The sequence below is a fragment of the Klebsiella sp. GW_Kp182 genome (assembly GCF_040062275.1).
GTDB classification, from domain to species: domain Bacteria; phylum Pseudomonadota; class Gammaproteobacteria; order Enterobacterales; family Enterobacteriaceae; genus Klebsiella; species Klebsiella michiganensis.
In genome coordinates this window covers 33802-47905 of record NZ_JBEAFQ010000010.1, presented here as the reverse complement: position 1 = coordinate 47905, position 14104 = coordinate 33802, and the positions used below count along the sequence as shown (strand labels likewise).

At 56.9% G+C, this 14104-nt stretch carries 14 protein-coding genes; 9 read left to right on the top strand and 5 right to left on the bottom strand.

All coding sequences use genetic code 11. The features are described 5' to 3' along the window. Positions 1 to 39: 39 nt before the first annotated feature. Both lptG and lptF read right to left on the bottom strand, forming a co-directional pair. Positions 40 to 1122: an LPS export ABC transporter permease LptG gene (gene lptG / locus ABLU88_RS12150; RefSeq protein WP_014227676.1), complete on the bottom strand. Its 1083-nt coding sequence runs from the start codon at positions 1120 to 1122 to the stop codon at positions 40 to 42. Beyond that, positions 1122 to 2219 (bottom strand): LPS export ABC transporter permease LptF, encoded by a 1098-nt coding sequence (gene lptF, locus ABLU88_RS12145; RefSeq protein WP_025107461.1) that lies wholly within the window; start codon positions 2217 to 2219, stop codon positions 1122 to 1124. The genes lptG and lptF overlap by 1 nt, the downstream gene beginning before the upstream one ends. 393 nt (positions 2220 to 2612) lie before the next feature. On the opposite strand from lptF, the gene pepA reads away from it, so the two are divergent. The 5 genes from pepA to ABLU88_RS12120 all read left to right on the top strand — a co-directional run bounded on the left by pepA (position 2613) and on the right by ABLU88_RS12120 (position 9346). Next, on the top strand, positions 2613 to 4124 hold the full coding sequence (pepA, locus tag ABLU88_RS12140; RefSeq protein WP_004098131.1) for a leucyl aminopeptidase: 1512 nt from the start codon (positions 2613 to 2615) through the stop codon (positions 4122 to 4124). Positions 4125 to 4246: 122 nt separating this feature from the next. Then, on the top strand, positions 4247 to 4690 hold the full coding sequence (gene holC, locus ABLU88_RS12135) for a DNA polymerase III subunit chi (protein ID WP_004098129.1): 444 nt from the start codon (positions 4247 to 4249) through the stop codon (positions 4688 to 4690). Continuing rightward, positions 4690 to 7545, top strand: coding sequence for a valine--tRNA ligase (locus ABLU88_RS12130; RefSeq protein ID WP_004098127.1), 2856 nt, complete (start codon positions 4690 to 4692; stop codon positions 7543 to 7545). Before holC ends, ABLU88_RS12130 begins: the two co-directional genes overlap by 1 nt. 122 nt (positions 7546 to 7667) lie before the next feature. Beyond that, positions 7668 to 8171: a GNAT family N-acetyltransferase gene (locus tag ABLU88_RS12125; RefSeq protein ID WP_004098126.1), complete on the top strand. Its 504-nt coding sequence runs from the start codon at positions 7668 to 7670 to the stop codon at positions 8169 to 8171. Positions 8172 to 8323: 152 nt separating this feature from the next. After that, the gene (locus ABLU88_RS12120; RefSeq protein WP_025107460.1) at positions 8324 to 9346 is read left to right on the top strand and encodes an alpha/beta hydrolase; all 1023 of its coding nucleotides are present in this window, start codon (positions 8324 to 8326) and stop codon (positions 9344 to 9346) included. A 40-nt stretch (positions 9347 to 9386) separates the two neighbouring features. Here ABLU88_RS12120 and miaE read toward each other — a convergent pair whose 3' ends face one another. Both miaE and rraB read right to left on the bottom strand, forming a co-directional pair. Continuing rightward, positions 9387 to 10145 carry a tRNA isopentenyl-2-thiomethyl-A-37 hydroxylase MiaE gene (gene miaE / locus ABLU88_RS12115; RefSeq protein ID WP_014227673.1) on the bottom strand — a complete coding sequence of 253 codons (759 nt, stop codon included), beginning with the start codon at positions 10143 to 10145 and terminating at the stop codon, positions 9387 to 9389. A gap of 52 nt (positions 10146 to 10197) precedes the next feature. Then, positions 10198 to 10623 (bottom strand): ribonuclease E inhibitor RraB, encoded by a 426-nt coding sequence (rraB, locus tag ABLU88_RS12110; protein WP_004098122.1) that lies wholly within the window; start codon positions 10621 to 10623, stop codon positions 10198 to 10200. A gap of 164 nt (positions 10624 to 10787) precedes the next feature. Here rraB and argF point away from each other — a divergent pair, with 164 nt between their 5' ends. Then, a complete protein-coding gene (gene argF / locus ABLU88_RS12105; protein WP_014227672.1) occupies positions 10788 to 11792 on the top strand; it encodes an ornithine carbamoyltransferase in 1005 nt (334 codons plus the stop codon). A 111-nt stretch (positions 11793 to 11903) separates the two neighbouring features. Here the strand turns inward: argF and ABLU88_RS12100 are convergent, their stop codons facing one another. Then, entirely contained in the window at positions 11904 to 12356 is a 453-nt protein-coding gene (locus tag ABLU88_RS12100; protein WP_014227671.1) for a YhcH/YjgK/YiaL family protein, read from the bottom strand. Between the two features lie 192 nt (positions 12357 to 12548). Here ABLU88_RS12100 and ABLU88_RS12095 point away from each other — a divergent pair, with 192 nt between their 5' ends. From ABLU88_RS12095 to pyrI, 3 genes are read left to right on the top strand one after another with little or no spacing between them, the layout of a single operon-like run. Further along, positions 12549 to 12653: a pyrBI operon leader peptide gene (locus tag ABLU88_RS12095; RefSeq protein WP_348836611.1), complete on the top strand. Its 105-nt coding sequence runs from the start codon at positions 12549 to 12551 to the stop codon at positions 12651 to 12653. Between the two features lie 36 nt (positions 12654 to 12689). Continuing rightward, positions 12690 to 13625, top strand: coding sequence for an aspartate carbamoyltransferase (gene pyrB, locus ABLU88_RS12090; RefSeq protein WP_348836609.1), 936 nt, complete (start codon positions 12690 to 12692; stop codon positions 13623 to 13625). Positions 13626 to 13636: 11 nt separating this feature from the next. Further along, positions 13637 to 14098, top strand: coding sequence for an aspartate carbamoyltransferase regulatory subunit (gene pyrI / locus ABLU88_RS12085; protein ID WP_004098115.1), 462 nt, complete (start codon positions 13637 to 13639; stop codon positions 14096 to 14098). The last annotated feature ends 6 nt before the right edge of the window (positions 14099 to 14104 follow it).

Genomic DNA, 14104 nt, shown 5'->3' with positions numbered 1-14104 from the left:
AAAGCCCCCTTTCTGAATTCAGAAAGGGGGCGCGTGACGTCAGGTTTTACGCATCATCAGCCAGAGGCTCAGCAAGAAGAAGCTGGCGCTCGGCAACAGCGCGCCGATAATCGGCGGAATGCCGTACACCAGGGTGAGCGGGCCGAAAATCTGGTCCAGCACGTAGAAGATAAAGCCGAAGCTGATCCCGGTCACCACTCTGACGCCCATCGGTACGCTACGCAGCGGGCCGAAGATAAACGACAGCGCCATCAGCATCATCACCGCCACCGACAGCGGCTGGAAGATTTTGCTCCACATATTGAGCTGATAGCGGCCCGGATCCTGACCGCTGGACTTCAGATAGGTAACATAGTTGTGCAGGCCGCTGATGGACAGCGCGTCCGGGTCCAGCGCCACCACGCCGAGCTTGTCCGGCGTCAGGTTGGTCTTCCAGGTCCCGCTGACCGTCTGCGTTCCGGTGACCTGTTTCGGGTCAGTCAGGTTGGATTCATCCACCTGCGACAGCCGCCAGAGCTTATTCTCAGTGTCGAACTTTGCCGAAGCGGCATAGCGAACGGACTGTAAGCGGCGCTGGTCGTTAAAGGCGTAAATGCTCACCCCGCCCAGCTCATCGTTGCCTTTTACCCGCTCGATATACACAAAGTTATGGCCGTCTTTCGCCCATAGCCCCTGCTGAGTGGAAAGCAGCGAACCGCCGTACATCTGCTGAGCACGATAGTTACGCGCCATCTGCTCGCCCTGCGGGGCAACCCACTCGCCCATCGCCATGGTCAGCAGCACCAGCGGAATCGCGGTTTTCATCACCGACAGCGCCACCTGCAAACGGGTAAAGCCGGAAGCCTGCATCACCACCAGTTCGCTGCGCTGCGCCAGCATCCCCAGCCCCAGCAGCGCGCCGAGCAGCGCCGCCATCGGGAAGAAGATTTGGATATCTTTCGGCACGCTGAGAATCGTGTAGATTCCGGCCCCCAGCGCATCATAGTTGCCCTGCCCGGCCTTTTTCAGCTGGTCGACAAACTTGATGATGCCCGAGAGGGAAACCAGCATGAACAGGGTCATCATGATGGTATTGAAAATCGTCTTACCGATATAACGGTCAAGTACCCCAAACGCCTGCATCACGCCGCTCCTTTGTTAAAACGGGCACGGAAGCGGCGCATCGGCACCGTATCCCACAGGTTCAACAGCACGGCCAACGAGAAATAGAGCAGGTTTACCGCCCACATCCAGACCATCGGATCCATTTTGCCTTTACCGCCGCTCGATTTAATCGACGTTTGCAGCAGGAAAAACACCAGATAGAGCAGCATCGCCGGCAGCATCGACAGCACGCGGCCCTGGCGCGGGTTCACCACGCTGAGCGGCACCACCATCAGGGCCATGATGAACACCGTTGCCACCAGCGTGAAGCGCCAGTGCAGCTCCGCCCGGGCGCGATCGGTATCGGTATGCCACAGGGTGCGCATATCCATCTGCTCGGTATCGTTCGGGTCGGAGGCCACCGCCTGATGGCCGACTATCGCCTGATAGTTTTTGAAGTCGGTAATGCGGAAGTCGCGCAGCATCGCGGTGCCTTCAAAGCGGGTGCCCTGATTCATGGTCACCACCTGCGAGCCGTCTTTACGCAGCGAGAGCTCGCCGGTATCCGCGACCACCACCGACGGGCGCGCGTTGCCTCGCGGCCGCAGCTGAGCAAGGAAAACGTCGCTGAAGCGGTTGCCGTTGACGTTCTCAATAAACAGCACCGCGCTGCCGTCGCTGGCCTGCTGGAACTGGCCCTGAGCCAGCGCCGCCATGCCGGGGTTCGCTTTCGCTTCCGCCAGCACTTCATCCTGGTGCCGAGAAGACCAGGGGCCGGCCCACATCACGTTGACCGCCGCGACGACGCCCGTAAAGAGCGCCAGGATCATGGCGGCTTTCACCAGCACGGCTTTACTCAGGCCGCAGGCGTGCATCACCGTAATTTCGCTTTCGGTATACAGTTTGCCCAGCGTCATCAGCAGCCCGAGGAATAAACTCAGGGGCAGAATAAGCTGCGCCATTTCAGGTACGCCCAGCCCTAACAGCGAGAGCACCAGATTTGTCGGGATATCGCCATCAACAGCGGCGCCGAGGATCCTGACCAGTTTCTGACAAAAGAAAATGAGCAGCAGGATGAATAGGATCGCCAACTGGCTTTTCAGCGTCTCACGAACCAGATATCTTATGATTATCACTATAAATACGCCCGTAAAAACCCGTTTTATTGCAGGAAAATTGCTTGTTTCATGGCTTAAACGTCATTTATTCTCTTTGGTCGTCGAAAACATCGCTAAGATTAAATGACTCGCTGGTTCTGCGTATCAGGATCTTTTCTGACGAACCAAGGCCGTAATAACGTTAAGATTAACACGAAGTCACCACAACAGCGGACATGAGTTACGAAAGCTTTCAATTTCTATACTCTATGGATTTCGAGTTGCAGGCAGGCGGCAAGACTGTGAAGCCCCGGAGCTTACATCAGGTAAGTGACAGGGGTGAGCAGGCGCAGCCAACGCATCTGCAACTTGAAAGACGACGAGTATATCTGTAGCCACCACTGTTGTCTTTAAGATTCAGGAGCATAGTGCATGGAGTTCAGTGTAAAAAGCGGTAGCCCGGAGAAGCAGCGGAGCGCCTGTATCGTGGTCGGCGTCTTTGAACCACGTCGCCTCTCCCCCATCGCCGAACAGCTTGATAAAATTAGCGACGGTTATATCAGCGCCCTGCTGCGTCGCGGCGAGCTGGAAGGCAAACCTGGCCAGACTTTATTGCTGCACCATGTGCCGAACATTCTGTCAGAGCGCATTCTGCTTATTGGCTGCGGCAAAGAGCGCGAGCTGGATGAACGTCAGTACAAGCAGGTCATTCAGAAAACAATCAATACGCTGAATGATACCGGCTCAATGGAAGCCGTCTGCTTCCTGACCGAGCTGCACGTCAAAGGCCGCAATAACTACTGGAAAGTGCGTCAGGCGGTCGAGACCGCCAAAGAGACGCTATACAGCTTTGACCAGTTGAAAACCAACAAAAGCGAGCCGCGTCGCCCGCTGCGTAAAATGGTCTTCAACGTCCCAACCCGTCGCGAGCTGACCAGCGGCGAACGCGCTATTCAGCACGGTCTGGCGATTGCTGCCGGCATCAAAGCGGCGAAAGATCTCGGCAATATGCCGCCAAACATCTGTAACGCCGCCTATCTGGCCTCTCAGGCGCGCCAGCTGGCCGATACCTACAGTAAGAACGTCATTACCCGCGTTATCGGCGAACAGCAGATGAAAGAGCTGGGAATGAACTCCTATCTGGCGGTCGGCAACGGTTCGCAAAATGAATCGCTGATGTCGGTTATCGAATATAAAGGTAACCCGGCGGAAGACGCGCGCCCTATCGTGCTGGTGGGTAAAGGTCTGACCTTTGACTCCGGCGGCATCTCCATCAAGCCTTCCGAAGGCATGGACGAGATGAAATACGACATGTGCGGCGCGGCGGCGGTGTACGGCGTGATGCGTATGGTTGCCGAACTTCAGCTACCGCTGAACGTTGTCGGCGTGCTGGCCGGATGTGAAAACATGCCGGGCGGCCGCGCCTATCGTCCAGGCGACGTGTTGACCACGATGTCCGGGCAAACGGTGGAAGTGCTGAACACCGATGCCGAAGGGCGTCTGGTGCTGTGCGATGTGCTGACCTACGTTGAGCGCTTCGAGCCGGAAACCGTTATCGACGTGGCCACGCTGACCGGCGCCTGCGTGATTGCGCTGGGCCACCACATCACCGGTCTGATGTCGAACCACAACCCGCTGGCCCACGAGCTGATCGGCGCGTCCGAACTGGCGGGCGATCGCGCATGGCGTCTGCCGCTTGGCGACGAGTTCCAGGAGCAGCTGGAGTCTAACTTTGCGGATATGGCCAATATCGGCGGCCGTCCCGGCGGGGCGATTACCGCGGGCTGCTTCCTGGCGCGCTTTACCCGCAAGTACAACTGGGCGCACCTGGATATCGCCGGTACCGCGTGGCGTTCCGGGAAAGCCAAAGGCGCGACCGGTCGTCCGGTGGCAATGCTGTCGCAGTTCCTGCTTAATCGCGCCGGATTTACCGGCGAAGAGTAATTGCCGTCTGATGCCCGGTGGCGTTACGCTTGCCGGGCCAACGAAAAGATGCCGTTTATAGGCCGGGTCAGCGTAGCGCCGCCCGGCTTAAGCATTTAAAGTCACCACAAGAAGCCCCATATATGAAAAACGCAACGTTCTATCTTCTGGACAATGATACGCAACAAGACGGCCTGAGCGCCGTTGAACAACTGGTGTGTGACATTGCCGCAGAACGTTGGCGCAGCGGCAAGCGGGTACTCATCGCCTGTGAAGATGAGCAGCAGGCCATTCGTCTGGACGAAGCGCTCTGGGCTCGACCCGCGGAAAGTTTCGTTCCGCATAATCTGGCGGGAGAAGGTCCGCGCGGCGGCGCGCCGGTGGAGATTGCCTGGCCGCAAAAGCGCAACAGCAGCCCGCGGGATATTCTGATTAGCCTGCGGCTAAACTTTGCAGATTTTGCCACCGCTTTCACAGAAGTGATAGACTTCGTCCCTTATGAAGATTCTTTGAAACAACTGGCGCGCGAACGCTATAAAGCGTACCGCATGGCTGGTTTCAACCTGAACACGGCAACCTGGAAATAATGGAAAAGACATACAACCCCCAAGATATCGAACAGCCGCTTTACGAGCACTGGGAAAAGCAGGGCTATTTCAAACCCAATGGCGACGAAAGCCAGGAAAGTTTCTGCATCATGATCCCGCCGCCGAACGTCACCGGCAGTTTGCATATGGGTCATGCCTTCCAGCAAACCATCATGGATACCATGATTCGCTACCAGCGCATGCAGGGTAAAAACACCCTGTGGCAGGCCGGTACCGACCACGCGGGCATCGCTACCCAGATGGTGGTTGAGCGTAAGATTGCCGCCGAAGAAGGTAAAACCCGCCACGACTACGGTCGCGACGCCTTTATCGATAAAATCTGGCAGTGGAAAGCGGAATCCGGCGGCACCATTACCCGTCAGATGCGCCGCCTGGGCAACTCCGTGGACTGGGAGCGCGAGCGCTTCACCATGGACGAAGGCCTGTCCAACGCCGTAAAAGAAGTCTTTGTCCGCCTGTACAAAGAAGATCTGATCTACCGCGGTAAGCGCCTGGTCAACTGGGACCCGAAACTGCGCACCGCCATCTCCGATCTGGAAGTGGAAAACCGCGAGTCTAAAGGCTCGATGTGGCATATCCGCTATCCGCTGGCCGACGGCGCGAAAACCGCTGACGGTAAAGATTATCTGGTCGTCGCCACCACCCGTCCGGAGACGGTGCTGGGCGATACCGGCGTGGCCGTTAACCCGGAAGATCCGCGCTATAAAGACCTTATCGGCAAATTCGTGATCCTGCCGCTGGTTGACCGCCGCATTCCGATTGTGGGCGATGAACACGCCGATATGGAAAAGGGCACCGGCTGCGTGAAGATCACCCCGGCGCACGACTTTAACGACTATGAAGTGGGCAAGCGTCATGCGCTGCCGATGATCAACATCCTGACCTTTGACGGCGACATCCGCGAAACCGCGGAAGTTTACGACACCAAAGGCAACGAGTCCGATGTCTACTCAAACGCCATCCCGGCGGAGTTCCAGAAGCTGGAGCGCTTTGCCGCGCGTAAAGCGGTGGTTGCCGCTATCGACGCCCTGGGCCTGCTGGACGAGATAAAACCGCACGATCTGACCGTCCCGTACGGCGACCGCGGCGGCGTGGTAATTGAGCCGATGCTGACCGACCAGTGGTACGTCCGCGCCGACGTGCTGGCTAAACCGGCGGTTGAAGCGGTGGAGAACGGCGACATCCAGTTCGTGCCGAAGCAGTACGAAAACATGTACTTCTCCTGGATGCGCGATATTCAGGACTGGTGTATCTCCCGCCAGCTGTGGTGGGGTCACCGCATCCCGGCATGGTACGACAACGACGGCAACGTCTACGTTGGCCGCACCGAAGACGAAGTGCGTCAGGAAAATAACCTGGGCGCCGACGTGGCGCTGCGCCAGGACGAAGACGTTCTCGATACCTGGTTCTCCTCCGCGCTGTGGACCTTCTCCACCCTCGGCTGGCCGGAAAACACCGATGCCCTGCGTCAGTTCCACCCGACCAGCGTGATGGTTTCCGGCTTCGACATCATCTTCTTCTGGATTGCCCGCATGATCATGATGACCATGCACTTCATCAAAGATGAAAACGGCAAGCCGCAGGTGCCGTTTAAAACCGTCTATATGACCGGTTTGATCCGCGATGACGAAGGCCAGAAGATGTCCAAATCGAAGGGCAACGTTATCGACCCGCTGGATATGGTCGACGGCATTTCCCTGCCGGAGCTGCTGGAAAAACGCACCGGTAACATGATGCAGCCGCAGCTGGCGGAAAAAATCGCCAAACGCACCGAGAAGCAGTTCCCGAACGGCATTGAGCCGCACGGTACCGACGCCCTGCGCTTTACCCTGGCGGCGCTGGCCTCTACCGGCCGCGATATCAACTGGGATATGAAGCGTCTGGAAGGTTACCGTAACTTCTGCAACAAGCTGTGGAACGCCAGCCGCTTTGTGCTAATGAATACCGAAGATCAGGATTGCGGCTTTAACGGCGGCGAGATGACCCTGTCGCTGGCGGACCGCTGGATCCTGGCGGAATTCAACCAGACCATCAAAGCCTACCGCGAGGCGCTGGACGGCTTCCGCTTCGATATTGCCGCAGGCATTCTGTACGAGTTCACCTGGAACCAGTTCTGCGACTGGTATCTGGAGCTGACCAAGCCGGTAATGAACGGCGGTTCCGAGTCTGAGCTGCGCGGCACCCGTCACACGCTGGTGACCGTTCTGGAAGGTCTGCTGCGCCTGGCGCACCCAATTATTCCGTTCATCACCGAGACCATCTGGCAGCGCGTGAAGGTCATTTGCGGTATCACTGCCGATACCATCATGCTGCAGCCGTTCCCGCAGTACGATGCGTCTCAGGTTGACGAAGCGGCGCTGGCCGATACCGAATGGCTGAAGCAGGCGATCGTCGCCGTGCGTAACATCCGTGCGGAAATGAACATCGCCCCAGGTAAGCCGCTGGAGCTGCTGCTGCGCGGCTGCAGCGAAGCCGCGATTCGTCGCGTGAACGACAACCGCAGCTTCCTGCTGAACCTGGCGCGTCTGGAAAGCATCACCGTGCTGCCTGCCGATGATAAAGGTCCGGTTTCCGTGACCAAAATTATCGACGGCGCCGAGCTGCTGATCCCGATGGCTGGCCTTATCAATAAAGAAGATGAGCTGGCGCGCCTCGCTAAAGAGGTGACCAAAATCGAAGGCGAGATTGGCCGCATCGAAAGCAAACTCTCCAACGAAGGCTTTGTGGCGCGCGCGCCGGAAGCGGTGATCGCCAAAGAGCGTGAGAAGCTGGAAGGTTACGCGGAAGCAAAAGCGAAGCTGATTGAGCAGCAGGCGATTATCGCCGCGCTGTAATTCACTCGCCCCTTATCCATTCGGATAAGGGGCGTTTTCTGTGAAAGATCCTCGCTTGCACTCTCCCCTCCCGCAGTGTTATTAACAACATTATCCGTCATTATTTTGCAATGAGTCTTCACATGAATACGAGCGCAACCCTACCGCTAACCCTGCGCCGCATCACGGCTAATGATAATCCGGCGATTGCCGCTGTTATCCGCCAGGTCTCCGCTGAATATGGTCTGACCGCCGACAAAGGCTATACGGTAGCCGATCCGAATCTGGATGAACTCTATGAGCTTTATAGCCAGCCGGGTTCCGCCTATTGGGTCGTTGAGCAGAATGGTGAAGTGGTGGGCGGCGGCGGCGTGGCACCGCTCTCCTGCAGCGAGCCCGATATCTGCGAACTACAAAAAATGTATTTTATGACCTCCGCGCGCGGCCAGGGGCTGGCGAAAAAGCTGGCGCTGATGGCCCTTGATTACGCCCGCGAGCAGGGATTCAAACGCTGCTATCTGGAAACCACCGCCTTCCTGAAAGAAGCGGTCGGTTTATATGAGCACCTCGGCTTCGAGCATATTGCTGAGCCGCTGGGCTGCACCGGCCACGTTGACTGCGAAGTCAGGATGTTGAAAGTGCTGTAGCGCCCGCAAAACGGCGACGTTGATTAATCGAAAAAATGCATGGTTTTCATGCAAAAAGAGCGTTATTCACCGCCCGCTTTCGCTAATACACTCTTCGAGCATTGGATCTTTTCGCCTGCCGCCGCGGCAGGCTTTGCTCAGGATAGAACATCATGAAAAAACTCCCCCTCCTGCTCACCGGCGGCCTGCTGCTTGCCGGCATGGCTTCCTGCGTTAACGCCGGCGAACTTGCTGGCAATACCGAAGGCGCTCAGGTCATTCGCGTGGAAAAAACCCGGGGCCGTATCGATGCGCTCAACGATATCGTTTATAGCCAGGTAAAAAGCACCGTCGCCGTTCGTCAGCTGCATATGTCTTTACTGGTACCGCGTAACGGCGATCTGAAACCGGCAATCATCTATTTCCCCGGCGGCGGTTTCACCAGCGCGGCCTGGAATAAGTTTATCGAGATGCGTATGGCGCTGGCGGCGGCGGGATTCGTCGTCGCGGCGGCGGAATACCGTACGGTTCCCGACACCTTTCCGGCCCCGGTTATCGATGGTAAAGCCGCCGTTCGCTATCTGCGCGAACATGCCGCGGAATACGGTATAGACCCGTCGCGTATTGGCGTGCTGGGGGATTCCGCAGGCGGCTATATGGCGCAGATGCTGGCGCTCACCAACGGTGACAAAACGTTCGATCGTGGCGATAACCTGGCGCAATCCTCGGACGTGCAGGCCGCCGCCACGCTGTACGGTATTTCGAACCTGTTGAATATCGGCGAAGGTTTTCCGCAGGCGATTCAAAAAGTGCACCAGTCGCCGGCGGTCACTGAAGCACTGCTGGTACACGGTAGCGCCTTTCGCGACTGGCCGGGAGCGACGATTGACAGCGATCCGCAAAAAGCCCTGGCGGCCAGCCCGATGGGCCATATCAGCGGTAAAAAGCCGCCGTTTTTAATTATGCACGGCAGCGCCGACACCCTGGTTTCACCGGTACAAAGTCAACAGCTCTATCGCGCGCTGAAAAAGGAGGGCAACCCGGCTGATTACGTGTTGCTGGCGGGCGCGGAGCACGGCGATGACAGCTGGTATCAGAAGCCGGTTATTGAACGGGTGGTGAATTGGTTTAAAGCGACCCTCGGCGCGCCCAAAGCCGCCGCGACGGCAGAGAAAGACAAAAACGCCAATCTGTAATGGATCGTCAGGCCGCGGCGGTGAAGCGGCGGCCTGACGCTCAGGCGGGCACGCCGCTGTGAAAACGAAACTCCGCTTCAGGCGCGTTAATAAGCGCCGCTTCCGCTTCGCCAAGCTGGCGCACGCGTTCGCTGATATCGTCCTGGGCGATTCTCTGCGCTAAATCCAGATAGTCCTGATAGTGGCGCGCTTCGGAACGCAGCAGCGACAGATAAAACTTCTGCAGATCGTCATCCAGCCATGGCGCCAGCGCGGCAAAACGCTCGCAGGAGCGGGCTTCAATATAGGCTCCGCAGATGAGTTTATCGATCAGCATGACCGGTTCGTGAGAACGCACTTCCCGGCGCAGCCCGCGGGCATAGTTGCTGGCGGTGATTTTGACGTACGGGATTTCGCGGGAAAGCATGATTTCCCTCACCTGCCAGAAGTGATGCAGCTCCTCTTTGATCAGCAGAATCATGCTGTCGAGTAGCTGACGTCCCCAGGGATCGTCGGTCTGCGGCATGGCGCTTTTATTTATCTGCTTATGCAGCGCGACGAAATCCGGCTCCGGGCCCCAGCGGTAGGTGAAGTCCTCATACGGCTTCAGGCAGGCCAGCAGCTCATCCGCGTCCGCTTTATCCGCGACGTATCGACGCACCAGCAGCATAGCGTTTTGCGCCGCTTTCAGCTCGCACACCATATGGTCGGTCAACAGCAGCGGGAGGTTTTCCGGTTTACGAGCTTCATCAATCCACGCCTGAGGAGTTGGGCAATGCAGAAAGCTTAAAATCGGGGCGAGTATTTGCGGGTAATCCATTAAAATTCCTTGCTATACGGCGGCATACCGCACCGCCGTATACCTCTGCTACTTAGTGGCGAACGCCGTCATCGTCTTCATCAACCAGATCTTCGTCGTCGTCACCTTCTTCGTCTTCCCCGTTCGGATCTTCGTAGTAGGTGCCCCAGCCGTCGTATTCAACGTCGTATTTTTCCGCCAGGGTCATCAGCTGCTCAACCTGGGCGTCAATCAGCTCGGCATTCAGCGCGGATTCGCTGAGAATATCGCAGCAAATCACGGTATCGCCCTCTTCGACTTCCAGCTCTTCCGGCTCAGTCACTTCGTAGCCCAGCTTGAAGGCCTCGACCGCCACTTTCTCCAGCGTTTCGAAATCATCGGCAGAGAGATGATGCTCAATGGTGTACAGCGCGTCAGGATCGCTGCCGTCTTCGAGCAGCTCTTCAATAATCAGGCGCGTTTCTTCACGCTGTTCTTCCAGTAATTCCGGGTTTGCCATGGCTCGTTCCTCATAATGTGTCGCGGATGCTTCTATTGTCACATACCGCCGTGATTGCCTCCACCTTCTGAGCGAAAGATTTATGACACGGGGTTGCAAATGAATATTCATACATATAAAGTGAATTTTAATTCAACAAATGGCTTAAGCCATGTGAGGGAACCATGTCCGCGTTTTATCAGAAGCATTTTTTAAAGTTGCTCGATTTTACCCCCGCCGAAATCACCGCTCTGCTTGAGCTGGCGGCCAGGCTTAAAGCTGATAAGAAAAACAATATTGAAATTCAGCATCTCACCGGCAAAAACATCGCGCTCATCTTCGAAAAAGACTCTACCCGCACCCGATGCTCTTTCGAAGTTGCCGCATTTGACCAGGGCGCTCGCGTCACCTGGCTCGGCCCCAGCGGCAGCCAGATTGGCCATAAAGAGTCGATTAAAGACACCGCCCGCGTGCTGGGGCGCATGTACGACGGTATTCAATATCGCGGCCACGGCCAGGAAGTGGTTGAAACCCTGGCCGAGTATGCCGGCGTTCCGGTATGGAACGGCCTGACCAACGAATTCCACCCCACCCAGCTGCTGGCGGACTTACTGACCATGCAGGAGCATCTGCCGGGCAAAGCCTTTAATCAGATGACCCTGGTCTACGCCGGCGACGCGCGGAATAATATGGGCAACTCCATGCTCGAAGCCGCCGCGTTGACCGGGCTGGATCTGCGTCTGGTCGCGCCAACCGCCTGCTGGCCGGAAGAGAAGCTGGTCGAGCAGTGCCGGGCGCTGGCGCAGAAAAACGGCGGCAATATTACGCTGACCGAAGATATTGCGGCGGGCGTGAAGGGCGCGGACTTTATCTATACCGACGTCTGGGTATCGATGGGCGAAGCCAAAGAGAAGTGGGCGGAGCGTATCGCGCTGCTGCGCGGGTATCAGGTAAATAGCGAGATGATGGCGCTGACCGGCAATCCGCAGGTGAAATTCCTCCACTGCCTGCCCGCGTTCCACGACGACCAGACCACGCTCGGCAAACAGATGGCGGCGGAGTACGGCCTGCACGGCGGTATGGAAGTCACCGACGAGGTATTTGAATCCGCGGCGAGCATCGTTTTCGACCAGGCGGAAAACCGCATGCATACCATCAAAGCGGTGATGGTGGCGACGCTGGGTAAGTAAGCGTTCCCGCGATATTTCCCCGGATTGCGCTGCGCTTATCCGGGCTACCCGCCCCCAAACCGCGCGGATCTGTAGCCCGGGCAAGGCGCCAGCCGCAGCCCGGGGTATTTTTTACGCCATCAGCATCTTCACTACCGCTTTGCGCACCTTCGCCGGCGTGCCCACGGCGCACAGCGGCTTATGCACTTCACCGGGATAGAACACCACAAAGTCGCCTTCGCTGAGGATGACGGTTTTTTCCTGCGCCCCCTCCGCCAGGAAAGCGATGTCTTTCTCCGCCAGCCAGTCGATATCCGGCGCGCCGGCAGGGAGAACGCTAAAGGTCATTCCTTCCTGGCCTTTCAGTACAATCTGGATGTCCAGGTAGCGGGCGTGATACTCGGCGCGGCGGTCGGCCATCGGCTCGGTGGTATCTTCGGAAATGAGATAGAACAGGTTGTTGCCGTCAATATCATGTTTACCCAGCGGCGTCGCGTCGGTGACATGCGCTTTAACATGTTCGATCGCCTCACGCAGAGACGCCGGCAACCCGCTTTGCAGATGGTGAATATTTCCAACGATCATAATAGCCCTCAAATATAAAACAGCTTTTCATTTCGCGTTTATACCCCCCATCCGACTGCCATACCACCTCTTTTTGCGGGTTTTTTGCGTTAACGCATGATTCCCCAGGCAAACGTTTACCTGTTTGTGGATTAATCGCTTGATCCGAAATATGAGCTGCGTATAATGCCACCCGTTTTGCCGGGAGGAATTATGGTTCAGTGTGTACGATATCGCGTCTTACCGCGTCTGAAAACAGACGCTGGCCTGCCGTTTTTTCTTTCCGTTGCATCCGTATTCGTAAAGCCCCTTATTTAAGGGGCTTTTTTTTTGCCCAGGCGTCAGGAGATAAACATGGCTAACCCGCTATATCAAAAACATATCATTTCCATAAACGATCTCAGCCGCGAAGACCTTGAACTGGTACTGGCAACCGCAGCAAAACTCAAAGCCAATCCGCAGCCGGAGCTGCTCAAGCATAAAGTGATCGCCAGCTGCTTTTTTGAAGCGTCGACCCGCACCCGCCTGTCGTTTGAGACCTCCATGCACCGCCTGGGCGCCAGCGTGGTCGGTTTCTCAGACAGCAGCAACACCTCGCTGGGCAAAAAAGGCGAAACCCTGGCCGATACCATCTCGGTCATCAGCACCTATGTCGATGCCATCGTCATGCGCCACCCGCAGGAGGGCGCGGCGCGTCTGGCGACCGAGTTCTCCTGCGGTATTCCGGTACTCAACGCCGGCGACGGCGCGAACCAGCATCCGACGCAGACCCTGCTGGATCTGTTCACCATTCAGGAGACCCAGGGCCGTCTGGAAAATCTTAACGTGGCGATGGTGGGTGACCTGAAATATGGCCGCACCGTTCACTCCCTGACCCAGGCGCTGGCGAAATTTAACGGCAACCGCTTCTACTTTATCGCCCCGGACGCGCTGGCCATGCCGCAGTACATCCTCGACATGCTCGACGAAAAAGGCATTGCCTGGAGCCTGCATAGCGCCATTGAAGAGGTGATGGAAGAGGTGGACATTCTGTATATGACCCGCGTGCAGAAAGAGCGCCTCGACCCGTCGGAATATGCCAACGTGAAGGCGCAGTTCGTCCTGCGCGCCGCCGACCTGGAAGGCGCGCGCGCGAACATGAAGGTGCTGCATCCGCTGCCGCGCATTGATGAAATCACCACCGATGTCGATAAAACGCCGCACGCCTGGTACTTCCAGCAGGCGGGTAACGGCATCTTCGCGCGCCAGGCGTTACTGGCGCTGGTACTGAATAGCGATCTGGCACTGTAAGGGGAAAAGAGATGACACACGACAATAAATTACAGGTAGAAGCCATCAAACGTGGCACCGTTATCGACCATATCCCGGCGCAGGTCGGCTTTAAGCTGCTGACCCTGTTCAAACTGACCGAAACGGATCAGCGCATCACCATCGGCCTGAACCTGCCGTCAGGCGAAATGGGCCGCAAAGATTTGATCAAAATTGAGAACACCTTCCTGACCGACGAGCAGGTCAACCAGCTCTCCCTGTACGCGCCGCAGGCCACGGTAAACCGCATTGATGAGTATGAAGTCGTCGGTAAATCCCGACCGAATCTGCCGGACCGTATTAACAACGTGCTGGTATGCCCGAACAGCAACTGTATTAGCCACGCCGAGCCGGTGTCCTCCAGCTTTGCGGTGAAGAAACGCGAAAACGATATCGCGCTGAAGTGCAAATATTGTGAAAAAGAATTTTCACATCATGTCGTGCTGGCAAATTAAATTCGC